The sequence below is a fragment of the Acinetobacter johnsonii ANC 3681 genome (assembly GCF_000368805.1).
GTDB lineage: Bacteria > Pseudomonadota > Gammaproteobacteria > Pseudomonadales > Moraxellaceae > Acinetobacter > Acinetobacter johnsonii.
Genome location: NZ_KB849703.1, coordinates 57,069 through 78,572, shown reverse-complemented (window position 1 = coordinate 78,572; position 21,504 = coordinate 57,069). Strand labels below are relative to the sequence as shown.

Here is a 21,504-nt window from a genome sequence, read left to right as displayed (position 1 = left end):
GTGAATACTTTATTGAAACAAACACTGACAGCTAGCATTTTAACTACAATGTTTGCAGGGACTGCTTTTGCAGCACCAAGTGAAGCACCACCTGCTTTTGTTAAAAAAGTGGCAGATGGTTTGATTGCGCGTTTAAAAGCGGATCATGCCAAGCTACAAAACAACCCAGCTGCTGTGAAAGCGATTGTTCGTCAAAACTTAGACCCGTATGTGGATTCACAAGCATTTTCTCGTATTGTGATGGGGACTTATGCAACCAATCAATACAGTACTGCTGCACAACGCGCGAAGTTTGAAAACAATTTCCGTGAAACACTGATTGAAAACTACGGTACTGCATTCGCCAAGTTCAGCAATCAGACGTATACCATCCGTCCGTATAAAGAAACCAATAGCAAAAACCCTGTGGTGACGATCGACTTTAATAACAAAGGCGAAAAAATCCCAGTGTCTTTCCAGTTAGCGGATAAAGGCAACCAATGGAAAATCCGTAATATCAATGTGTCGGGTATCGACCTTGGCTTACAGTTCCGTAATCAGTTCGCGGCAACGGTTAAACGTAATGGCGGCGACCTAGATAAAGCGATTGCAAACTTCCAACCTGATGCAGAAGCAGCGGTTGAAAAGAAAAAATAAGTAGGTGAAAGGTGATTAACTTTAGCAATCAGGAAATGCAGCTTTCAGGTCAGATTACATATGACAATGCTGAAAGTTACTATCAACAAGGTTTGAAGGTGATTCAGTCACAGTCTTATCCTGTGGTGGTGAATCTGGCCCAGCTTGAGCATGGTAGTACATTGGCACTGGCAGTTTTGGTGCGTTGGTTGCGTCAAACACCCGATGCACATAGTTTACATTTTAAAGCTGTACCTGAAAAAATGATGAAAGTGATTCAAGCCTGTCATTTACAGGATGACTTAAAGTTAATCCCTTAAATAAAAAAAGCACCCTAAGGTGCTTTTTTTATATGTTGTGTTTCTTAAATCTATGAGGAAAAGCAATGTTTTAACGTGTATTCAAATCCATTTCTTCCAGCGGAAGTAAATGAGTGGGCCAATCAGGAAGGCCATTAAGATCAGGCTTACTACAATAAAACTGGTGCCACCTTTGGCAAAAGGCAATACATCGGTGTTCATGCCGTAAATACTGGCAATCAGCATTGGTGGCGCGAGCATACTGGGTAAGATAGAGAAGCGACGAATCGTGTCATTCTGCTCGGTGTTAATGAAGCCTGAGGTGGTGTCCAGTAAGAATCGCACTTTTTGGAACAAGAAAGCATCATGCTCAACCAGTGAGCGAACGTCTTCACTGAGCTCTCGAATATCCGCATCATAAATATGACTGCCTAAAGCACGCGGGCGTGATAAAAAGGTCAGTACACGGCGTAAGTCAATCAAACATAGCTGTGCTTTTCCAAGCATATCTTCCAAGTGTGCCAGACGGGTAATCATGTCATCTAAGTCGAGAATCATCTCACGGTGACGGTTATTTAGTACTTCTGTGGAATACTTTTCCAAGTCCTTGTGGATATCTTCTAAGATATCCGCAAGCTCGTCCAGCTTCGCCTCGAGTAAACCGAGTAAGATCCACGTTGGATCTTTATAGTCGATTTCGTAGTCATTGCGGCGCGCACGCGCACGAAAGGCACGGAACGCCACCAGTTTTTCCCCGCGAAGGGTAAAGAGACGTTCTTTATGCAAAATGAAAGCGACAGTTTGTACCGTGGCAAGGGCACCGCTGCTTTCTTCAGGCTCACCATCGACTTGATAGTTTTTATTTTTCGTTAAAAAATACGTACTGATATGCAAAATACCGTCGTCATCACGGTAGAATCGAGCTGAAGATGAAATGTCTTCGAGTGATTTTAGCGTAGGTAAATTTTGTTCATATGCATCTAAAATCCACTGTTGTTCTTCTTGGGAGGGAGCAATGAGGTCAAGCCAGACCAAATCGGGCTGAAGATCGAAATCGCCATTAATGGTGATGTCTTCTAAGCTACCGCGCTCTGTGGCGTAAAAGGCTTCAAGCATGCCGTCTTTCTCCTTTGCGCAGTAATGGTTGAAGTGGATGGGTGTATTTTAGACAAGGATTGCAATAAAAACACTGATCGGATGGTTAAATTGCTAAAAAATATCCATTCATTTTAGTGAAGTTGCATGACAATTAAATATCAGAGTAAAAAATGACAAATTCAATTGCGATCTTTTGTGGTTCCGCATTAGGTTCAGATCAAATCTTTTCCGAAACAGCACGTCAGGTTGGACACACCATTGCAGAACAAGGCAAAACCTTAGTCTATGGTGGTGGTCGTTCGGGCTTAATGGGTATTGTGGCAGACAGTGCTTTAGAGGCAGGTGGTCAAGTGATTGGCGTGATTCCACACGTGCTGGTGGATCGTGAGTTGGCGCATCAAGGCCTGACCGAGTTACATGTCGTCAAAGACATGCAAGAGCGTAAACTGAAAATGTCAGCCTTGTCGGATGGATTTATTGCAATGCCAGGCGGCGCAGGGACTTTAGAAGAAATCTTTGAACAATGGACGTGGGCGCAGCTCGGCATTCACCTCAAGCCGAATGCCTTTTTAAATGTAAATGGCTTTTATGATGATTTACTTAAATTTCTGAAGATGACCACCGACAAAGGTTTTACCCATGCACGTTTTACCGATAGCCTGATTGTATCGGATTCGGTGAAAGCCATTTTAAAGCAGATGGATCAGTTCCAAGCACCTGAGCCGAAGTGGGGCATGGTTGATCCTGAGTTGTTGGATGTCAAAGCATGAAGGTGATTACGGTCGCTGCGGCTATTATTGTGAATGAACAGCAGCAGCTTTTATTGGTGCGTAAGCAGAACACCGCGTGTTTTATGCAAGTGGGCGGTAAGCTTGAGCCCAATGAAGCACCTGAGCAAACCATGCTGCGTGAGATTCGGGAGGAAATTGGAAGTGATGCGACGATTGAACAGTTTGTTGGTCGTTTTGAAACAGCCACCGCCAATGAACCTGATTTTAAATTGGTGAGCTATGTTTACCATGTTCAGCTTCAGCAAGCGCCACAAATTGCGGCTGAAATTGCAGAAATGAAATGGGTCAGTTTGAATGACCAACAGACTACACTTGCACCGCTGACCACTGAGGTGGTCATGCCATGGGTACGTCAACATTTGATGATTGAAGTCGTTTAATTATTCAAGCGCATAGGCAATACACGCGGCGCTGACTTTATGACAACCCAATTGTTCAAGCTGTAAAGTCAGTGCCTGAATCGAGCTGCCTGTGGTCACGACATCATCCAAAATCAAAACACGTCGGTAACGTTTTGCATATTGGCGTTGCTGTGGATCAATTTTAAATTGCTGCTGAATGTGATCTAAGCGTTCCAGTCGACTGAGTCCTTTTTGTGAATGTTGATGCAGTCGTATCACAGGTTGCCAAATGGGAACATTTAACTGTTTGGCTAAGTCTTTGGCGAGGATCATTGATTGGTTATAGCCACGTTCCGCTAAACGCTGAGTCGAAATCGGCATAGGAACAATTGCTTGTACTTTAGGTAAGCGAATTTGCTGAAGAATGCCTGACAGTAGAGGCTGCCAATGCAGTTGCTGTTCATATTTAAACTGCTGAATCAGATGATCTAAAGGATATTGATACTGTCCTGCGACATGAATACTGAGCTCTTGTTTTTCAATGGTCTGTGGATGCAGTGGGAGTTGTTGCCAGCAGTCCAGACAGACCGAATGCAGATCTGCGCGTACAATGCCGCACAACTGACAAGGCTGTGCTTTGTGTAGCATCTGTTTGGCGGTGTGCAGTAAATGACTAAACATAGGCATAGCGTGGTGCTTCAGGCAGCCAGCGTTTCAGTAAGGCTTCAGCATTTTGTGGATAGTCTTTTAAAATCTGAGCTGCGACAAAATGGGCTTGATTGAGCAAATGATCATCGCGTTCTAGTTTCGCCACACGAAAGCCCATATCACCCGTTTGTTTGGTACCGAGCAATTCACCGGGACCGCGGATTTCCAAATCTTTTTCGGCAATTAAAAAGCCATCATTGGTTTCACGCATGATGCGTAGGCGTTCTTGTCCATTTTGAGACAGCGGGCTTTTATATAATAGGGCACAAAAACTAGCTTTGGCACCTCGACCGACACGGCCACGTAATTGGTGTAATTGAGAGAGTCCTAAACGTTCCGCATTTTCAATCACCATGATTGAGGCATTTGGTACATCGACCCCCACTTCAATCACTGTGGTCGCAATCAAGAGTTGTAATTCATTGGCTTTAAACTGTTGCATCACTGCTTGTTTTTCATCGGCTTTCATTTTGCCATGTACAAGGCCAATGTTGAGTTCGGTGAAACGTTCTTTAATTTCTAAATAGGTCGCTTCAGCAGCTTGAGCATCTAAGGTTTCAGACTCTTCAACTAAGGTGCAGACCCAGTAAGCTTGTTTGCCTTCTAGGCAGTTACTGGCAATACGTTGTAAGACTTCCTCTCGGCGGTCGAGAGGAATAGTCACGGTTTGAATTGGCGTTCGTCCAGGGGGGAGTTCATCGATCACGGACGTGTCCAAGTCTCCATAGGCAGACATGGCTAAAGTCCGTGGGATAGGGGTTGCGGTCATGACCAATTGATGTGGGGTCATATTCTGCGCACCTTTATTGCGTAGGGCTAAGCGCTGATCGACCCCGAAGCGGTGCTGCTCATCAATAATTACTAATCCAAGTTTGGCAAAGCGGACATTGTCTTGAAACAGGGCGTGTGTACCCACCACCAGATGCGCTGTGCCATCTACAATCGCTTGTTCGGCTGTGGCACGGGCTTTGCCTTTTTGTTTACCTGAAAGCCAAGATACACTGAGTCCCAAAGGTTCAAACCATTTTTTAAAATTGAGATAATGTTGTTCCGCCAAAATTTCAGTCGGTGCCATTAACGCCACTTGCCAACCTTCCTCTAAGGCATGGCAGGCTGCGACTCCTGCAACCAAGGTTTTGCCTGCGCCGACATCGCCTTGAACCAAACGTAACATCGGTTTATTAAGTTTTAAGTCTTGTACAATTTCTTTGGAGACACGCTTTTGTGCATTGGTCATTTCAAAAGGTAGGCTGCTGAGCAGTTGTTTGGCAAACTGACGACTGGCAGAAATACGTGGCGCTTCAATTTGTTGGATATAGGCACGACGGCTTAATAGACTGACTTGATGCGCAACCAACTCTTCAAAAATCAAACGTTGCTGGGCAGGGTGTGAGCCTTGGCTCAGTTGCAGCATATTGGCATCTACAGGAGGATGATGGATGTAGTCCAATGCCTGTTTAAGTGCATAGCCATTGGCAAATTTTGCGGGCAGCAGTTCAGGTAAATCATCACTGTGTTTAGTGAGGGCCTGTTTGATGTATTCACGAAACTTCGGCTGAGTCAGACCCTCTGTGCTGGGGTAAATCGCAGTCAGTTGGGTTTGTGGAAGCGGCATATGTTCTGTAATGATTTGAATTTCTGGGTGATACATTTCTAAGCCACGCGCACCCACACGGACTTCACCAAAAATACGTAGACGATTACCGATCTTTGCACGGTCCGTTAAGCCTTTATAAATATGGTAAAAGCGCAAAGTCACTTTGCCAAAGTCGTCTTGCAGTCCAATCGCCATGGATTTTCGCTTACCCGGTGGAAAGTCCACACCTTGAATCGTACCTTCGAGTAGGTAGCTACGCCCAACCGTTAATTGGTTCATGGGGATGATCGTGCTACGATCTTCATAGTCTCGTGGCAGATGAAACAGCAGATCATCTGTAGTGAAGAGATTCAACTTTTCAAGTAGTGCAGCAGAGGCAGCTCCGACCCCCTGCAACTGATGGACTGCAGCCATGTCCCCTCAACTTTGTCTGTGATTTGGTGCTAAATGCATATTTTATTTATAGGTTATGGTAAAACATCTCAGCGTGTTGCTAAACAGTTATTTCAGCAAGGCCACCAAATTACCACAATTAGCCGAAGTCCGAAATCAGATGATTGGGCTGAGCATTTGACTCAAGATATTCATCAGTTGGATTTGTCTCAAGTCGCACCGATTGATGCCGTATATGTCTTACTCTCGCCTGAGAGCAGTACGGTGGAGGCGTATCAGCGAACTTTTGTAGACTCGATTGCACCCATGCTACAAGCCTTAGAAAGTCATCCTTTAAAAAAAGTGATCGTGGTTTCTTCTTCACGTGTCTATGGTGAAAGTGCAGGGGAGCGGGTTGATGATGACACGTGTCCCCAACCGAGCGATGCGCAAGGACAAGTGCTATTGAACATGGAAACTTTGTGGCAACAGGCTTATCCCTCTGAATGTGTGATTGTACGTCCAACAGGAATTTATGGAACCTCAGTTTCACGTATGATTAAACTTGCAGAAACTACAAAGTCTTACCCAAAACTGCATTGGTCGAACCGAATTAATATTGATGATTTGGCTGCTTTTTTAGTGTACTTGCTTCACGTGGAACATACTGAAAAGTCTTATATTTGTAGCGATAGCCAGCCACTGCCTTTACATGAAATCATCCAATGGTTCCAACAGCAGTTAGGATTTCCAGCTTTGGGTTTGGAGAGTGATGTGCCATCAGGCAAGCAAATTTATGCATCACGGATGCAGCAGATGAATTTTGAGTTGCAGCATCCTCATTGTTTTGATGATTATTTGGCATTTTTAGCCGAGTGTGAGTCAAAATAATTTTTACTTTCATTCATGAAAAAATGTGAAACGTAGCTGAGAAAATAGCTATAGAGCGTGAAGAATCATAAAAAAACCTGTTCCAGTACGCTGAACCCCTGAAATTTATTTGACTAAGATATTGATTGTTATAATAAAATTTCAATAATTTCGTATATGGTGTATTATGTTAATTTTAGTAAAACTTAAGTTAGAGTTTTCTATTCGCTTCATCATTCAATCCATTGAGTGATTCTAGAATCTTGTAAATGTGAGTATTTATAGCGATCATAGAATGTAAAACAGACATGTTCATTGCTATTTTGACGACTTAAATTCCCATCAAATCGCATTAACCGTGAATATTTAGAACCATCTACGCGAATTTGAATTCGCTCAAAGGGATCACAACGTGTTTGCGAACGACCACTACAATTTTTATAATATTTATAACCAATCACAGTGCCACAGCTTTGAGAAAGTTGCATCGGTTGCTTTTCTTTCATTCCCATCCCGATGCTATAAGAAATCGTTCCAACAACAATAAATCCACCCATTGTCAGAAAGGGTAACATTGCCCAGCGTTCATTTTTCTCAGCTTTGGGCATCACGACAGCAAGCACAAAAATAAAAGCAATAAAACAAAAGAAATATAAAACTAACCCTATAATAATCAAAAAATTAGACATAACTCATCAGATATATATTTTGCGACTCAATCTAACACAAAAGCGAATTTATTAGTAATCGATAAAATTCATTTAACCTCAATAAGTATATGTTTATAATAAGGATAATAAAATTAATATCTTGTGATTAATATGTCATTAAGTTCAAAAAAACTAGTCGAGTTTTCTATACTTGCCATATTGGGTTTTACGCTTTATTTCGGGGTTACCGCTTACCATAATTGGAAATACAAACAGGCGTTAAAATCTGATAATCAAATCAGTGAGTGTGGTGAATTTATTGAAAAAACAGAAATAGTCAGAGAACGCTTTGGACGATCAGATAGTATTGAACCGGTCTATACCTTCAAGAATACCCAAGGCAATTTATTCAGTTTTAGTGGTAGTAAACAAGTCATCAAGCACTTGCCTCGCCTCAATATATTACAAACGAAACAAGCTATCTGCTTTCAATATGCAACGATATCGAAAGATAAAAATGGTTTTTTCACTCTCACTAATATTCATTAGAAGCAAGTTTATTTAACATAATAGAGCTTAGGCGAAACAGATTTTAATTTTTATTCAAACACTTAAAGCACAGGCACCTACCTTTTTTAGATACCTATGCTTTTAAAAAGAAATTACTTCTTCTTACGTTTCAAACGCTTTTTCGCTTGTTCAGCAGCGACTTTGTCTAGCGTGTCTTTCAGTTCTTCATCGCTGAAAGTGGTGATGTGTTGCAACATTTGTAGCGTGACATCATCCAGTACCAAGTTGGCATATTGCGCAACGTTTTGAAAGTTTTCATCAAACACAATCGCGTTGTCCGAGTTGGTACTGATATAACCCTGTTGCGTGAGCACTTTAATAAAGCTTTGGAACAGGGCTTTATCAAAGAATTCAGGTGAATTGAACTCATATAGGACAGACAGACGCTGACCGACCAAATGACTGAGTTCTTCAACTTGACGTGCTGAAATATTCCCAGAACCACGCTGTGTAATCAGCGCAAGCGTCATATAGTAACGTTCGAGACTTTGCATTACTGGCGCTGCCAAGACCACCAATTGGTTATGATCTTCACTGTTTGGAGCAGGAGAAATCAAGTGGCCTTCAGCATCTTCAGAAATCAGCTTGGCTTGAATCAAACCATCTACATAAGCACAAATTTGATCTTTGAGCTCAGCATCTTCCCATTTTAAAAACAGTTCCGCCTTTAAGAATGGATATAGCGTGCGAATCACATTGATTAAATCACCACGGCCAATGGTTCCATTGTGTTCAACCAAAGCAGCAACGAGTGATGGCAATACAAAGGCATGCAAAATGTTATTACGGAAGTAGGTCAGCAGTACTGCTTGATTGTCCGCAATCGCAATAATGTCACCGAGTACGTGATTGACACGCTTGATCAGTTTCAGCTTTAAACCATAAGCAATGATTTCTTTACCCGATAATGGCGTGACCAAGAGGCGCTCATCATAAGGAAGTGTCGTCAACAACTTGCGGTAGGTATCGAGCTGTTTAATACAGATTTCTTCATCAAGGGTATGCTTTTCAGTGGCCAGCATAACCAAAGACAAGAGTGAAACAGGATTCACCACAGCCGCACGGTTAATATTTTCTAAAATTGCATGTGCTGAACTGTTGACTGCATCAGAGACTTCTTGCGGAATTGGATCATCATTTTTAGCAATTTGTACATTCTCAGCGCCATGCTTTTTCAGCATGTCATCGAGGAAAACGGGCTCACCAAAGTTGAGATGGACTTTCCCGAAAATACGTTCAATTTTGCGTAAAGTTTGCAGAATCCCAAAGACAGACTCGGCTTCTTTGGGTTTACCGTTCATCTCGCCGACGTAGGTTGCACCTTCCATCAAGCGTTCATAGCCAATATAGGTCGGAACAAAGACTATCGGTTTGGCACGCCCACGCAAGTGACTGTGCACCGTCATGGCTAACATACCTGTCTTCGGAGGTAGCAGACGACCTGTACGTGAACGACCACCTTCGATGAAGTATTCTAAAGGCGTGTTACGCGACAAAATGCTGTATAGGTATTCTTTAAAGACCGAAGTGTAAAGTGCATTACCACGGAAGGTGCGGCGAATAAAGAATGCACCGCCACCACGTAAAATTTGCCCAACAAATGGCATATTCAGGTTATCGCCCGCAGCAATATAAGGCACCATCAAACCACGGTTATACACCACATAAGACAGCAGTAAATAGTCGATATGACTGCGGTGACATGGGGTATACACAATTTCGTAGTCTTTAGCCAACTCACGAACCGTATTGAAGTTATGCACTTCAACCCCGTCGTAGAGCTGCGTCCATAATCGTGCCAGCGCCATTTCCGCAAAACGGATGGTTGAATGTGAGTAATCCGATACGATTTCATTGACATAACCAATGGCACGACGTTCAGCATCCAACATGCTAATTTTGCCGCGGATACTTTCGCGGCGAATCGCATCTTGTACATCATTGGCTTTAATCAATGAATGCATCACGTTGCGACGGTCAGAAAGATCGGGACCGAGTACGGCTTCACGGTGTGCATCGAGCTGATTATTTAAGGTATTTAGAATGTAGGTCGCAGGGGATAAATTCGGATAGGTGGTTTTTGCAAAGTCAACCAAAGCACGTAAAGACTGACTTTCATGAAACTCTAAAAATGACTGACGACCATGTAAACCGATATTCATCAGCTGTTTCACCGTACTTGGAGTTGCCCAAGTGTCGGTAAATAACAATTTAAACCAAGAGTCTTCTTTATCTGGTGAACGTCCCCACAGTACCGTCACAGGTACCAGCTCCACGTCTAAATCGGGTTGTTGCTCTAAAGCTTCAACTAGACGTAACAGGCGCGGTGGAAAGGTGTGTGATGAAGGGTTAAGTAAATTATTTTCATCGTTATGCTGTAAAAACACGATCGATGCTTTTTCTTGATGTGTCCCCACGACCAAAGGATCGAGTGCAGGAGCAAGCTTTAAACGACGTGTTTCACCATCCACCAACAGCGCATTACTGCGTGAGTGATTTTGAAGCACATAACAGACAATTTTTTTGGGATGGCCTGAAGCTGCTGGGTCAGCATCTGTTGCTGTCGGTTCTGTTGGAACCTCACCCAATACATGTGGGGTTACTATGAGGTCAAGAAGCTTACTTGAAAGCTTTCTATACATTTGACCAAAGCCACTTTTGGACATATACACTCCTGCTTAAATGACCAATCCCGCAGTTTGTCTGAAGGGGTATTTATTTTGCGTAATTGTAAACATAAACCGTATGTCATTTCCTGACAAATTTGTTTTATATGGTGAATTTTATCGTTAAAAATCGTATTTTTAGTCGGAAATAACGAAAAAAACTTATGACAACTCAGTCAAGCAATCTATAGGGTTTTAGTCTGAATTTATGGCAAAATAGATTTTAATATCGATATCATACCTCATCACTTTACAGAAAAATCTGGTCTCTCACCATTAAGTAGGTTGCTTATGAATGACTTAACCCAAGAGTTGGTTGAATTACTGAGCCTCGAAAAAATTGAGGAAAATATCTTTCGTGGACAAAGCCGTAATTTGGTTGGGAAGCGTGTTTTTGGCGGACAAGTCTTAGGTCAGGCCCTACGTGCGGCGTCATATACGACGGATCGTCCAGCTCATTCTTTACATGCATACTTTTTATTTGGTGGCGATGTGAACGCGCCGATTATCTATGAAGTTGATCGAATTCGTGATGGTCGTAGTTTTGTCAGTCGCCAAGTGCGTGCTATTCAGCATGGTAAAACCATCTTTATGTGTATGGTGTCTTTTGCTGACAATGAAGAAGGGCTGAATTACCAAATCGGTGAGCCTGAGTATCCAGCACCAGAGTCTTTAAAGTCTGAGGCTGAACTGAAAAAAATGATGGTGGAATTTGTGCCCGAAAATGTGCGTGCAAGTTTCATGCGGGATCGTCATGTGGAAATTCGTCCAATCAATCCACAGAACCCGTATCAACCGCAGCCTGAAGCACCGGTGTATGCGCACTATATTCGTACGCATGACCGTATAGCAGCAGAGGTGGATGAGATTTCATTGCATCAGGCGATTGCGGCATTCTATTCAGATTTCACTTTAATGACCACGGCACTGCGCCCACATGGTTTAAGTTATCTTTCGCCAAGTTTACAGTGTGCGAGTATCGATCATGCCATGTATTTCCATAAACCCTTTCGCGTGGATGACTTTATGTTGTATGACATGGACGCTACAGTGAGTGCCAGTTCACGTGGTTTAAACTTTGGACGAATGTGGCAAAACGGTGAGTTGGTGTGCAGTACTACGCAAGAAGGTTTGATTCGGCTCCGTGAAATCGAAGCCCAATAAAGTCTGAGTACAGAAAAAGCTGAGTGATATGACTCAGCTTTTTTTATGACCGACTTTATGACTGAAAGGTGGTCAGAGCTGAGCTTCAATTGTAATGGTCTCATCTTTTTGGGAGAGTTATATGGGGAAATGTGCAGTACTTGTGACAAAAAAATGCTCGATTCTAGTCCGTTCACATGGCATAGTTTCCCAAAGAAATCTTTGAAAAGCATGAAGCTATGAGCTTAAACACGCAAATTCTAATTGCCGCGATCTTCGGGGTCATCTTCGGATTTATTCTAAATCTTTTCCCGGGTACCGCTTTTTTAGAGATGAGTTTGTATGGAATCGGGGTGGTCAGCAGTATTTTTATTGGTCTATTAAAAATGCTCTTGATTCCCCTTATTTTTAGCTCAATTGTGGTGGGAGTATCTAACTTACAAGCGGGCGGACAACTCTCCCGTGTTTGGAAAATTACGCTGGCATGTTGTGTCACCACCACGACTTTGGCCTTGATATTGGGTTTAAGCTGCGCGCATTTATTTGAAGTTGGCAAAGGTGTCGATATAGCTATGTTCCAAGACGCCATGGCCTCTCATCAAACTCCAGATACGCTCACCCCATCTTCGTTCTTCACCAACTTTATTCAAAATACGCTGATTAACCCGTTCAAAGCTTTTGCCGAAGGCAATGTTTTAGCGGTGGTGGTTTTTGCTCTGTTCATTGGAGTGGCACTGGTTAAAGGCGGAGAAAAATTCCGTACGGTACGTAAGCTGAGTCAACAGTTCTTTGACATCATGATGTTGATGATTGGTTGGGTGATGAAGCTAGCCCCGCTAGGAATTTTTGCCTTACTTGCTAAGTTGATTGCCACTGAAGACATTTCGGTATTGAGTCGTTTGGCTGAGTTTGCGGCTGTGGTAACGGGCACCACCATTTTTCATGGTCTGGTGGTCTTGCCGCTATTACTGTGGATTTTTGGCAAGATGAATCCGATGACCTTTTTTAAAGGTACACGTGTGGCGTTAATTACGGCTTTTGCCACCAGTTCAAGCTCGGCGACCATGCCTTTATCCCTCAAGTGTGCGCAAGAAAATCTTGGTGTACGTCCGCAAACGGCAGGCTTTGTGATTCCGTTGGGGACGCAGCTCAATATGGATGGTACTGCGCTGTATGAGGCAGCGGCGGCTTTGTTTATTGCCAACTTGATGGGACTGGATTTGACCTTGAGTCAGCAGCTGGTGGTGTGTCTGACGGCAATGATTGCCTCTTTAGGTGCTCCGGGGATTCCGAGTGCGGGCATGGTCACCATGATTATGGTATTGCAGTCTGTCGGGCTTCCTGCTGAAGCAATTGCGATTTTATTGCCGATTGATCGCTTGCTGGATACCGTGCGTACTGTGGTGAATGTACAAGGTGACATGATGATTAGTGTGGTGGTGGATCGACATACCCAAGATCTGGATGCACCTTTGCCCAACTTATCGAACTCTTCTTAAGCCTTGCTCTAAAATAAAAAAAGCAGCTGATTGAGCTGCTTTTTTATTTTAGGGGATTAAGCGACTTTGAGTATGGCACGTTTAGCCGCTGGGGATTGGTCTAAGTAGGCAATCGCATCTTCTGTTTTGGCTTCGTGTACAGGGTCATACCATGGTACCAAATAGCCAAATTGCTGGGAGACTAGCCAGAGTGGACTTGGCAGCACTTGATGATTTCGTTTAGAAATAGACAGCCACTCACGCCAAATCCAAGGTTTAAACAGACTGGGTTGAATCGACTTAAAACGGTCATCTTGTTTCATAATATGGGCTGCACCATCGACCCATAAACCCAGCACGGCAGCAATCACCACCAGACTCAAATAATAGCGCGCAATATAGCCTCCACCTAAATGTCGGTACAAATCAAATGCGACGGTACGGTGTTCAATTTCTTCTGCGCCGTGCCATTTGATTAAGTCTAGCATCGCAGGGTCAGCGCCCATTTTTTCCCATTCGGTGTTGTCCAGTGCATATTTTCCAAGGACACAGGTCATGTGTTCCACCGTGGCAATAATACCGAGTCGAAACAGATCCCACTGGTGCTCAAGTGCTTTAGGTACAGTGAGATCAAGTGGTTTATCGGCCAGTAATTTTCCAAATAAGAAATCCATCAACGCTAGATTACGGGAGACATCAATATTTCTTTGGCTGAGATACTCTTTATTGGCTGAGTTGTGTGCCTGCGCATGCATGGCTTCTTGGCGAATAAAGGCTTGTACATCTTGCTTCAGCTTTTCATCGCTAATTTGTGGTAAGACTTTGTTATAGAGGCGGCAGAACCAGAACTCACCAGCGGGCAGGATCATATTAATTTCATTGATGAAATAGCTGGCAAAAGGGTGGTTGGGAATCCAATCAATCGGACTGTCTTGCCACTCAAATTTAACTTTGCGAGGCTTAATGGTGTAGGCAATAGAGGAACGAATTTTGTTTTTTTTCAAGCGAGACCATAATTTCATATGCTGACCTATTTTTATATGTATTGAATTTTTTTCACGTGCTGAATAAAGTCAGTATAAAAAAAAGTCCCCGATTGCGATTAGCAATAGGGGACACAGATACAGCAATAGATGATGCTTTTATAGGTTGGCGTTTAAAACTTAAGCCTCAGGCTGTGGTTTGGTTTCCACATCGTCTTCAGCATCAAGATCCATAGCGGCTTCAGGATCTTCATCGAATTCGTCTGCATCCAGCTCATCTGCCGTCGCATCTGGAATGCTGCTTAAGTCAAAGTGTTGGGCTTGGTCTAAAGTAAAATTCAGTCGTCCGCCCATCACACTTGCCAGTTCTTCTAGGCCTTGTTTATTGAGGGAAGAGAACAATTGAATTGAGAAATCCAGTTTCATCTTTTTCAATTGGGCTTTAACTTCTTGCAATGCTTTAGAGGCAGGGCCACGGTTGAGTTTGTCAGACTTGGTGAGTAGCACATGCACAAACAATTTACGTGAATAAGCCCATTCCAACATCATCACGTCAAAGTGCTGTAGTGGATGACGAATATCCATCAACAAGACTAAGCCTTGTAAGCTTTTACGCTGAATCAGGTAATTTTCTAACTCTTTTTGCCACACGATTTTCATTGCTTCAGGCACGGCCGCATAACCATAACCGGGTAAGTCGACGAGACGTTGGTCAGGATTACCCAGACTGAAAAAGTTAATCATCTGCGTGCGCCCTGGTCTTTTCGAGGCACGAGCCAATTGCTTTTGGTTGGTTAAGGCATTGATCGCACTAGACTTACCTGCATTTGAACGACCCGCAAAGGCAATTTCATAGCCTGTATCTTCTACACACAGGTTGAGCTTCGGAGCACTCATTAAAAATTCTGCTTTACGCAGCCAGTTGAGAGCGCGCACAGCATATTCAGTAACTGCAGAATCTACCTTTTTTTCATAGCTAATTTTTTGCTTTGGGGCAGCAGCAATTTTACTGTTTTTGGATTTTCCTCGGCTGTGGTGCATAACTCAACTTCAATTTATGATCTACAATCAGCCATTATAATGGAAGTCGAGCAGGCAATCGACCTTTGCAGCGTAAAGTCCGTAATCTTGTCTATAAAAGACCTTAATCGGCGAGATTGATCAGGTTAATCGGCGAGTGGGTCGTGAACTTATTCTGAGCTTCAGTACCCAGTACATCCGCTAAGGTATATTGGTCTAAGCTGTGATAGAACTGGTCTAGCGCTTGATCTAAGATCCCTTTCAGTCCGCAATTCGAACGGAGTACGCAAGGCGGGGTATTGCATTCCACAATATTCTGATCCGCTTGCAAGACCCGCACAATTTCGCCCAGTCTTAAATGTAGGGTTTCTGGATTGAGTCGAATCCCACCGCCACGACCGCGTGCGGTAATAATCCACTGCTGTTTCGCCATAAAGTGTACGATTTTCATCAAGTGGTTTTCAGACACTTGTAGAGCTTGCGCCAGTTCTGCGATGGTATGCGGCAGCGCTTTCGGCTGTGAAACATACATCAGAATTCGCAAAGCATAATCGGTAAATTTATTGAGCTGCATGAGGGTACTGATCGTTGATAAGCAAAAAAACAAAGGGCTAGCCTAGCATAACCTGACTAACCCTCTCTATTTTATGCTGATGGCATGGGTTAGTGGTGAACACCACCTGTGCCAAAAGCTTCACTGTGAATATTTTCAGCAGGAACACCACGGGCAATCAGGGCTTTTTGTTGTTCTGCCATAAATGGCATTGGGCCGCATAAGTAGTAGTCTGCTTGAACAGGTAAAATTGCGCTATCAATGGTACTCAAATCAAGGCGACCCTGCGCATCATAATCTTGACCCAAAACATCGCTTTGATGTGGGAACTCGTACGCAGTAAAGGTACTTAAACGTGGGTATTTGGCTTTTAAGTCATGAATATGTTGTTTCATGGCATGCACTTGTTTGCTACGGCAGGCGTGCACAAAAGTCACAGGCTCTGGCATATCCAAAGTCACCAACTGATTTAGCATCGCTACCATTGGCGTGAGGCCGACACCACCACTAATAAAGACATTGCGTTTGTTTGGGTCAATCAGGTAGAAGTTACCTGTTGGTGCAGACACTTCAATTTCAGCACCTTCGGCTAAAGCATGCAGGGTATTTGACACCCAACCGCCTGCCAAATCACCTTTTTCATCTTCGCGTTTGACCGAGATACGTAAATAGTCAGCTTGAGGGCTGGTTGAAAGGGTGTATTGGCGAGGTTGTTTTAGACCAAGTTCCTCAACAAATACACGTACTGAAATGTACTGACCTGCTTCATATTTTGGTAAATCACCACCGTCCACAGGGGCAAGATAGAAAGACGTGATTTCATCGCTTTCAACCACTTTTTTCGCAATTTTAAAGTTGCGCCAACCTAACCAGCTCCCTTTGGTTTGTTGATGTTGCTCATAAATCGCTTTTTCAGTGCTAATGAATAAATCAGCCAATTGACCATACGCCGCAGCCCAAGCATCAATCAATGGATCTTCCATTGAAATACTTAAAACTTCACTAATCGAATGGAGAAGGTTTTCCCCAACAATGTTGTAGTCGGGTGCTTGAATATTCAAGCTGACATGTTTGTGGGCAATCAGCTCAACCACAGGGAGTAATACTGAAGGATCTTCAATGTTTTCTGCATAGGCCAACACAGCACCCGCCAAAGCTTGGGCTTGAGCACCACTGCGTTGATGCCCCATATTAAAGGTTTCTTTTAAATTAGGATTGTTGCCTAACATGCGGTTATAAAAATAACCTGTGAGTGCGACACCATTTTCACGAAGGACAGGAACAGTTGCTTTTACAAGGTCAATTTGCTGCGGAGTCATGTTTGATCTCTCTTGGCTATCATTTATAAGATGTATTTAAAATATACCTTTAAGGATGCAATGTAAATACATCTTTAAGTAAAAGCTTAACTTTTATATGGGATATATAAATATCCCATAAATTTTGATTTTTAGATTTAAAAAGTAGATCACTTACGACCAAACAATGAGCCGAGTAAACCACGGACGATTTTTTGTCCCGTACTGCCCCCAAGGCTACGTGCTGCACTTTTAGCAAAGGTTCCTACTGTGTCTTGAATTAGCTTCTCACGCTGTTTTGCTTCACGTTCAGCTTCTTTCTGCTGTTCTTTCGCAATCCGCTCTTGCTCACGTGCTTGTTGCTTCGCTAGTGTTTCAGCTTCTTTGGCCTGCTGTTTCGCTAGCGCCTCTTGTTCTTTGGCTTGTTGTTTCTCTTGCTCTATCTGTACCGCTTGTTGTTGGCGTTCAACCACTTTATTTTGTAAAAGTTCAAAAGCGCTTTCACGGTCTAGGCTTTTTTCATAAATGCCTGCCACGATACTTTGTGAAATCAAGGCTTGACGTTGCTCTGGGCTAATCGGAGTGAAAGACGAGTAGGGTGGCATCACCCATGCACGCTCTACGACTTGCGGCGTGCCTTGTTCATCTAGGCAACTAATCAAAGCTTCACCCACAGCTAGCTCGGTGATGGCTTGCTCAACTTTAAATTCAGGATTGGCACGGAAGGTGTCTGCAGCTGTTTTAACTGCTTTTTGATCTTTCGGGGTAAAGGCACGTAAGGCATGTTGTACGCGATTGCCGAGCTGCCCTAATACGCTTTCAGGCAAATCCAGTGGATTTTGCGTGACAAAGTAAATACCAACCCCTTTGGAGCGGATCAGGCGCACCACTTGTTCAATTTTTTCTTGCAGCGCTGCACTGGCATTATCAAACAGCAAATGCGCTTCATCAAAGAAGAACACTAGCTTGGGCTTGTCCATATCGCCAACCTCAGGCAGCTGTTCAAAGAGTTCAGAGAGCATCCAGAGCAGAAAAGTGGCATAGAGCTTTGGAGTATTCATGAGCTTGTCTGCGGCTAGAATATTGATATAGCCATGACCATTACTGTCGGTCTGAATAAAGTCTAGAATATTTAAGCTGGGCTCCCCGAAGAATTGATCACCGCCTTGATCGGCCAGTGCCAATAAATTCCGTTGAATTGCGCCAAGGCTGGCAGGAGATAGGTTGCCATATTCGGCTTTAAACTCTGCGGCATGTTCACTGACATAACCAATCATGGCTTTTAAGTCTTTAAAGTCGATCAGTAACATGCCTTGATCATCTGCAATACGAAATACCGCAGAAAGTACCCCTTCTTGGGTGTCATTTAAATTCAGCATACGTGCCAGCAACAGTGGGCCAATTTCGGTAATCGTGGTACGAATAGGATGACCTTGTTCAGCAAATAAATCCCAAAACACCACGGGTGATGCAGCAAAGGGAATGCTGTCGATGCCTAAACTTTTAATGCGTTCATCAAATTTTGGGTTGGATGCGCCTGCCTGCGCTAAGCTGGAAACATCACCTTTGGCATCGGCTAAAAATACGGGCACCCCGAGTCTGGAAAAACTTTCAGCCAACACCTTCAGGGTTACGGTTTTACCTGTCCCTGTTGCCCCTGCAATTAAGCCATGACGGTTGGCAAACTTCGAGTGTAGAACAACATCTTGTTGGGTATTCGTGGTTTTCTTGGCAATGATGATCGGGGTGCTCATACTTCTTCCTATTCAATTTTTTTGTGATGGTTATTCAGTTGTTTTAGTGCGTTTTCTATATCTTGAATTAAATCGGCAGGATGTTCTAGTCCTATACAAAAGCGAACCAATAAACCTTGTTGTAAATGTGTATGCTCAAGTGCACGCATGTCTTTGAGGTCATACAGCATCACCAAACTCACAGGACCGCCCCAACTAAAGCCGAGTTTGAAGAGTGACAGGGCATCACAAAACTGACGAATATCCTGCAGATCAAATTCGGGCTTGAAAATGACACTGACCAAACCTGCACTGTGTTGATCGACACAAATGTCTTTCCAATATGAATGACCTGCAGCACTCGAGTCAGCAGGGTGTAAGACCTGCACAAATTCCGGTTGTTGTTTTAGCCATGCTAGGAGTTGCAGCGCACTTTCAGACTGTGCGGCATAACGAATGCGCATTGATGCTAGACTGCGTTGGACTTGAGCAACATCATCCCCAGAGACGCTAATGCCTTGAATGGCATGCGTGCGAAAGAGTTGATGATGTAAAGCTCGCTCGCGTGTCACGACTGAGCCCATTAAAATGTCTCCGCCGCCACTTGGGTATTTGGTCAAAGCATGTACCGTCACATCTACACTTAAGTGCGCATCACTAAAATCAAAAGCATTAAAGGCAAGACCTGCGCCCCACGTATTGTCTAAAGCAGTGAGCACATGATGCGTTTGTGCCTTTTTCACCAGTCCGACCAAATCTGGAAACTCCAGTGTGACCGACCCTGCGGCTTCTAGCCAAATCAGTTTTGATTTTTCCGTCGGTTGGAAAGAAGACACATCAATAGGGTTATAAACACGAACATCAATGCCATAGCGTTTTTCTAGATTACGAAGATGCTCCATGTTTGGCCCGTAAATATTATCCGCTACCCAAACTTCATCACCATGACTTAAAAAACATGAGTTCACTAGGTTAATGGCAGATAAACCACTTGGTGCGAGTAGGCAGTACTTTCCACCCTCAATTTGTGCAATGTTATCGCCCAATGTAAATGTGGTGGGGGTGCCATGGGTGCCATAACTATAGTCATAGTCATCGGTCCAATGGCGATTAAACAGTGCATCGGTATCTTCAAAAATAATCGTCGATGCACGATACAGGGGAGGTTGGACCGTTGAAATGTACTGAGGCGCTTGTCTTGGTGCATGAACTAGGGCGGTTTGCGGATTTTTTTTCACGAATCGACTCATCATAAAGCGCTAAATTGTTTTTAGCTTAAGAGAAAGTTTCAAAATAGGCGAGAAAATTGAACAAATGTGAATAAAGGTAAGCAAAATAAAAAGTTGGCTTCAATTTTGCTAAATCATCGATAAGGATAGTAAAAAGAAGGCATAAGCGCATGACGTCGCATTTAAAAGTACATTATTTTCAGCATATTGCTGGTGAAGGGTTCGGCAGTTGCTATACATATTTAAAACAACAAGGTGCAGTGATCAGTGCAACCGAGTTTTTTGCTTTACCTATAGATCAAGCCTTAGAGATAGAGGCCTTACCGAGTATTGAGGATGTTGACTTACTCATCATTATGGGCGGTACCATGAGTGTGAATGATGAAGCGAATTTTCCATGGTTGAAGATTGAGAAGCGTTGGTTAAGGCGTTACTTGGCCGCAGGAAAGCCTGCGATTGGTTTATGCTTGGGTGGGCAACTGATTGCCAATGCACTTGGAGCTGCGGTCAGTCGCAATGAACAACAGGAGTTGGGTTGGGCAACAGTACGCAAAATCCAGCATGTCCCAACAGAATGCTTTGAGTTACCTGAACAGTTTAATGTGATGCAATGGCATAGCGAGACCTTTGAAATTCCAAAAGGTGCTGTACATTTGGCTGAAAATACCGTCTGTCGCAATCAAATGTACCAAATTGGAAAGAATGTATTGGGTTTTCAATTTCACCCAGAGATGGTGCCAGAAACCTTAGCACTTTTTTTAGAAAATGATGACGAGCTGAATAAGTTTTCGGGGCAATACGTGGCAACTGAAACCGAATTGAAAAAATCGCCGAAATTAAATTTTATTGAGGGAAATCAAATCCTTAATAGTGCAATTGATTATGTGTTGCGGCAAACAGTCTATTGATGCTTTTTTAAGCTACTGATAATCCAAACAAATTGAATATATTGTAAAAAATCAAAAATGGATTTGCTTATGCATTAAACAATGGCTATAATGAGCGACCCTTTAATGAAAGGGGGTTGGCTGCGAATAAAGTAGTTAACATCGTGACAGTCGTGGCATCGATCATGACCTTAGTGATATTTCACTGCTCTTGACACTTACCTTTTAGTGGGGTGAGATGCGTCAGGAGTGATTCTTTATATATTTGGCTTGGAGTTTACTGGTATGTCTAACCAGAGAATTCGTATCCGTTTGAAGTCTTTTGATCACCGTTTAATTGATCAATCAGCTCAAGAAATCGTAGAAACAGCAAAACGTACTGGCGCACAAGTTTGTGGTCCAATTCCAATGCCTACACGCATTGAACGTTTTAACGTTTTAACATCACCACACGTTAACAAAGATGCGCGTGACCAATACGAGATCCGCACTTATAAACGTTTGATCGACATCGTTCAACCTACAGACAAAACTGTAGATGCATTGATGAAGTTAGATCTTGCAGCTGGTGTTGATGTTCAGATCGCATTGGGTTAAGGCTTT

Annotated in this window: 21 protein-coding genes; 10 read left to right on the top strand and 11 right to left on the bottom strand. The window is 43.2% G+C overall.

The window, feature by feature from the left end; all coding sequences use genetic code 11:
* Window positions 1–636: an MlaC/ttg2D family ABC transporter substrate-binding protein gene (locus F946_RS00705; protein WP_004977939.1), complete on the top strand. Its 636-nt coding sequence runs from the start codon at window positions 1–3 to the stop codon at window positions 634–636.
* Between the two features lie 11 nt (window positions 637–647).
* Window positions 648–935: an STAS domain-containing protein gene (locus tag F946_RS00700; protein WP_004691363.1), complete on the top strand. Its 288-nt coding sequence runs from the start codon at window positions 648–650 to the stop codon at window positions 933–935.
* An 81-nt stretch (window positions 936–1,016) separates the two neighbouring features.
* Here the strand turns inward: F946_RS00700 and F946_RS00695 are convergent, their stop codons facing one another.
* Window positions 1,017–2,030 carry a CorA family divalent cation transporter gene (locus F946_RS00695; RefSeq protein ID WP_004691361.1) on the bottom strand — a complete coding sequence of 338 codons (1,014 nt, stop codon included), beginning with the start codon at window positions 2,028–2,030 and terminating at the stop codon, window positions 1,017–1,019.
* A 152-nt stretch (window positions 2,031–2,182) separates the two neighbouring features.
* Here F946_RS00695 and F946_RS00690 point away from each other — a divergent pair, with 152 nt between their 5' ends.
* Complete coding sequence (locus F946_RS00690; RefSeq protein WP_004977937.1) at window positions 2,183–2,782, top strand: LOG family protein; 600 nt, start codon at window positions 2,183–2,185, stop codon at window positions 2,780–2,782.
* On the top strand, window positions 2,779–3,183 hold the full coding sequence (locus F946_RS00685) for an NUDIX hydrolase (RefSeq protein ID WP_004977934.1): 405 nt from the start codon (window positions 2,779–2,781) through the stop codon (window positions 3,181–3,183). Before F946_RS00690 ends, F946_RS00685 begins: the two co-directional genes overlap by 4 nt.
* Here F946_RS00685 and F946_RS00680 read toward each other — a convergent pair whose 3' ends face one another.
* Entirely contained in the window at window positions 3,184–3,831 is a 648-nt protein-coding gene (locus F946_RS00680) for a ComF family protein (protein ID WP_035326216.1), read from the bottom strand.
* Window positions 3,818–5,863: an ATP-dependent DNA helicase RecG gene (gene recG / locus F946_RS00675; protein WP_004977930.1), complete on the bottom strand. Its 2,046-nt coding sequence runs from the start codon at window positions 5,861–5,863 to the stop codon at window positions 3,818–3,820. Before recG ends, F946_RS00680 begins: the two co-directional genes overlap by 14 nt.
* A gap of 33 nt (window positions 5,864–5,896) precedes the next feature.
* Between recG and F946_RS00670 the strand changes: the two genes are divergently transcribed.
* Window positions 5,897–6,712 carry an NAD-dependent epimerase/dehydratase family protein gene (locus tag F946_RS00670; protein WP_004977929.1) on the top strand — a complete coding sequence of 272 codons (816 nt, stop codon included), beginning with the start codon at window positions 5,897–5,899 and terminating at the stop codon, window positions 6,710–6,712.
* 212 nt (window positions 6,713–6,924) lie between these two features.
* Here the strand turns inward: F946_RS00670 and F946_RS00665 are convergent, their stop codons facing one another.
* A complete protein-coding gene (locus F946_RS00665; RefSeq protein ID WP_004977926.1) occupies window positions 6,925–7,380 on the bottom strand; it encodes a hypothetical protein in 456 nt (151 codons plus the stop codon).
* Between the two features lie 132 nt (window positions 7,381–7,512).
* Between F946_RS00665 and F946_RS00660 the strand changes: the two genes are divergently transcribed.
* A complete protein-coding gene (locus F946_RS00660; RefSeq protein WP_004977925.1) occupies window positions 7,513–7,890 on the top strand; it encodes a hypothetical protein in 378 nt (125 codons plus the stop codon).
* 113 nt (window positions 7,891–8,003) lie between these two features.
* On the opposite strand, the gene plsB is transcribed toward F946_RS00660, so the two are convergent.
* Window positions 8,004–10,577, bottom strand: a complete 2,574-nt coding sequence (plsB, locus tag F946_RS00655; RefSeq protein WP_004977923.1) for a glycerol-3-phosphate 1-O-acyltransferase PlsB — start codon at window positions 10,575–10,577, stop codon at window positions 8,004–8,006.
* A gap of 291 nt (window positions 10,578–10,868) precedes the next feature.
* Between plsB and F946_RS00650 the strand changes: the two genes are divergently transcribed.
* Together F946_RS00650 and F946_RS00645 are read left to right on the top strand one after the other, a co-directional pair.
* Complete coding sequence (locus F946_RS00650) at window positions 10,869–11,741, top strand: acyl-CoA thioesterase (RefSeq protein WP_004977922.1); 873 nt, start codon at window positions 10,869–10,871, stop codon at window positions 11,739–11,741.
* 218 nt (window positions 11,742–11,959) lie between these two features.
* Window positions 11,960–13,219, top strand: a complete 1,260-nt coding sequence (locus F946_RS00645) for a dicarboxylate/amino acid:cation symporter (protein ID WP_004977918.1) — start codon at window positions 11,960–11,962, stop codon at window positions 13,217–13,219.
* Between the two features lie 56 nt (window positions 13,220–13,275).
* Here the strand turns inward: F946_RS00645 and F946_RS00640 are convergent, their stop codons facing one another.
* The 6 genes from F946_RS00640 to F946_RS00615 form a co-directional block, all read right to left on the bottom strand.
* Entirely contained in the window at window positions 13,276–14,220 is a 945-nt protein-coding gene (locus tag F946_RS00640) for a metal-dependent hydrolase (protein WP_004977917.1), read from the bottom strand.
* A 141-nt stretch (window positions 14,221–14,361) separates the two neighbouring features.
* Window positions 14,362–15,222, bottom strand: a complete 861-nt coding sequence (gene yihA / locus F946_RS00635; RefSeq protein WP_004977914.1) for a ribosome biogenesis GTP-binding protein YihA/YsxC — start codon at window positions 15,220–15,222, stop codon at window positions 14,362–14,364.
* A 103-nt stretch (window positions 15,223–15,325) separates the two neighbouring features.
* Window positions 15,326–15,775, bottom strand: a complete 450-nt coding sequence (locus F946_RS00630; protein ID WP_004977913.1) for an RrF2 family transcriptional regulator — start codon at window positions 15,773–15,775, stop codon at window positions 15,326–15,328.
* An 89-nt stretch (window positions 15,776–15,864) separates the two neighbouring features.
* Entirely contained in the window at window positions 15,865–17,073 is a 1,209-nt protein-coding gene (gene hmpA, locus F946_RS00625; protein ID WP_004977910.1) for an NO-inducible flavohemoprotein, read from the bottom strand.
* A 149-nt stretch (window positions 17,074–17,222) separates the two neighbouring features.
* Window positions 17,223–18,806 carry a helicase HerA-like domain-containing protein gene (locus F946_RS00620; protein WP_004977907.1) on the bottom strand — a complete coding sequence of 528 codons (1,584 nt, stop codon included), beginning with the start codon at window positions 18,804–18,806 and terminating at the stop codon, window positions 17,223–17,225.
* An 8-nt stretch (window positions 18,807–18,814) separates the two neighbouring features.
* Window positions 18,815–20,035 (bottom strand): PLP-dependent transferase, encoded by a 1,221-nt coding sequence (locus F946_RS00615; RefSeq protein WP_407637056.1) that lies wholly within the window; start codon window positions 20,033–20,035, stop codon window positions 18,815–18,817.
* A 149-nt stretch (window positions 20,036–20,184) separates the two neighbouring features.
* On the opposite strand from F946_RS00615, the gene F946_RS00610 reads away from it, so the two are divergent.
* Window positions 20,185–20,922 (top strand): type 1 glutamine amidotransferase, encoded by a 738-nt coding sequence (locus F946_RS00610; RefSeq protein ID WP_004691329.1) that lies wholly within the window; start codon window positions 20,185–20,187, stop codon window positions 20,920–20,922.
* 264 nt (window positions 20,923–21,186) lie between these two features.
* Window positions 21,187–21,498, top strand: coding sequence for a 30S ribosomal protein S10 (rpsJ, locus tag F946_RS00605; protein ID WP_000070912.1), 312 nt, complete (start codon window positions 21,187–21,189; stop codon window positions 21,496–21,498).
* The last annotated feature ends 6 nt before the right edge of the window (window positions 21,499–21,504 follow it).

What these genes read in the sequence shown, in the direction of transcription:
- F946_RS00695 (WP_004691361.1), bottom strand. Translation starts at nt 2,030, where the DNA reads ATGCTTGAAGCCTTTTACGCCACAGAGCGCGGTAGCTTAGAAGACATC.
- F946_RS00690 (WP_004977937.1), top strand. Translation starts at nt 2,183, where the DNA reads ATGACAAATTCAATTGCGATCTTTTGTGGTTCCGCATTAGGTTCAGAT.
- F946_RS00685 (WP_004977934.1), top strand. Translation starts at nt 2,779, where the DNA reads ATGAAGGTGATTACGGTCGCTGCGGCTATTATTGTGAATGAACAGCAG.
- F946_RS00680 (WP_035326216.1), bottom strand. Translation starts at nt 3,831, where the DNA reads ATGCCTATGTTTAGTCATTTACTGCACACCGCCAAACAGATGCTACAC.
- recG (WP_004977930.1), bottom strand. Translation starts at nt 5,863, where the DNA reads ATGGCTGCAGTCCATCAGTTGCAGGGGGTCGGAGCTGCCTCTGCTGCA.
- F946_RS00670 (WP_004977929.1), top strand. Translation starts at nt 5,897, where the DNA reads ATGCATATTTTATTTATAGGTTATGGTAAAACATCTCAGCGTGTTGCT.
- F946_RS00665 (WP_004977926.1), bottom strand. Translation starts at nt 7,380, where the DNA reads ATGTCTAATTTTTTGATTATTATAGGGTTAGTTTTATATTTCTTTTGT.
- F946_RS00660 (WP_004977925.1), top strand. Translation starts at nt 7,513, where the DNA reads ATGTCATTAAGTTCAAAAAAACTAGTCGAGTTTTCTATACTTGCCATA.
- plsB (WP_004977923.1), bottom strand. Translation starts at nt 10,577, where the DNA reads ATGTCCAAAAGTGGCTTTGGTCAAATGTATAGAAAGCTTTCAAGTAAG.
- F946_RS00650 (WP_004977922.1), top strand. Translation starts at nt 10,869, where the DNA reads ATGAATGACTTAACCCAAGAGTTGGTTGAATTACTGAGCCTCGAAAAA.
- F946_RS00645 (WP_004977918.1), top strand. Translation starts at nt 11,960, where the DNA reads ATGAGCTTAAACACGCAAATTCTAATTGCCGCGATCTTCGGGGTCATC.
- F946_RS00640 (WP_004977917.1), bottom strand. Translation starts at nt 14,220, where the DNA reads ATGAAATTATGGTCTCGCTTGAAAAAAAACAAAATTCGTTCCTCTATT.
- yihA (WP_004977914.1), bottom strand. Translation starts at nt 15,222, where the DNA reads ATGCACCACAGCCGAGGAAAATCCAAAAACAGTAAAATTGCTGCTGCC.
- F946_RS00630 (WP_004977913.1), bottom strand. Translation starts at nt 15,775, where the DNA reads ATGCAGCTCAATAAATTTACCGATTATGCTTTGCGAATTCTGATGTAT.
- hmpA (WP_004977910.1), bottom strand. Translation starts at nt 17,073, where the DNA reads ATGACTCCGCAGCAAATTGACCTTGTAAAAGCAACTGTTCCTGTCCTT.
- F946_RS00620 (WP_004977907.1), bottom strand. Translation starts at nt 18,806, where the DNA reads ATGAGCACCCCGATCATCATTGCCAAGAAAACCACGAATACCCAACAA.
- F946_RS00615 (WP_407637056.1), bottom strand. Translation starts at nt 20,035, where the DNA reads ATGAGTCGATTCGTGAAAAAAAATCCGCAAACCGCCCTAGTTCATGCA.
- F946_RS00610 (WP_004691329.1), top strand. Translation starts at nt 20,185, where the DNA reads ATGACGTCGCATTTAAAAGTACATTATTTTCAGCATATTGCTGGTGAA.
- rpsJ (WP_000070912.1), top strand. Translation starts at nt 21,187, where the DNA reads ATGTCTAACCAGAGAATTCGTATCCGTTTGAAGTCTTTTGATCACCGT.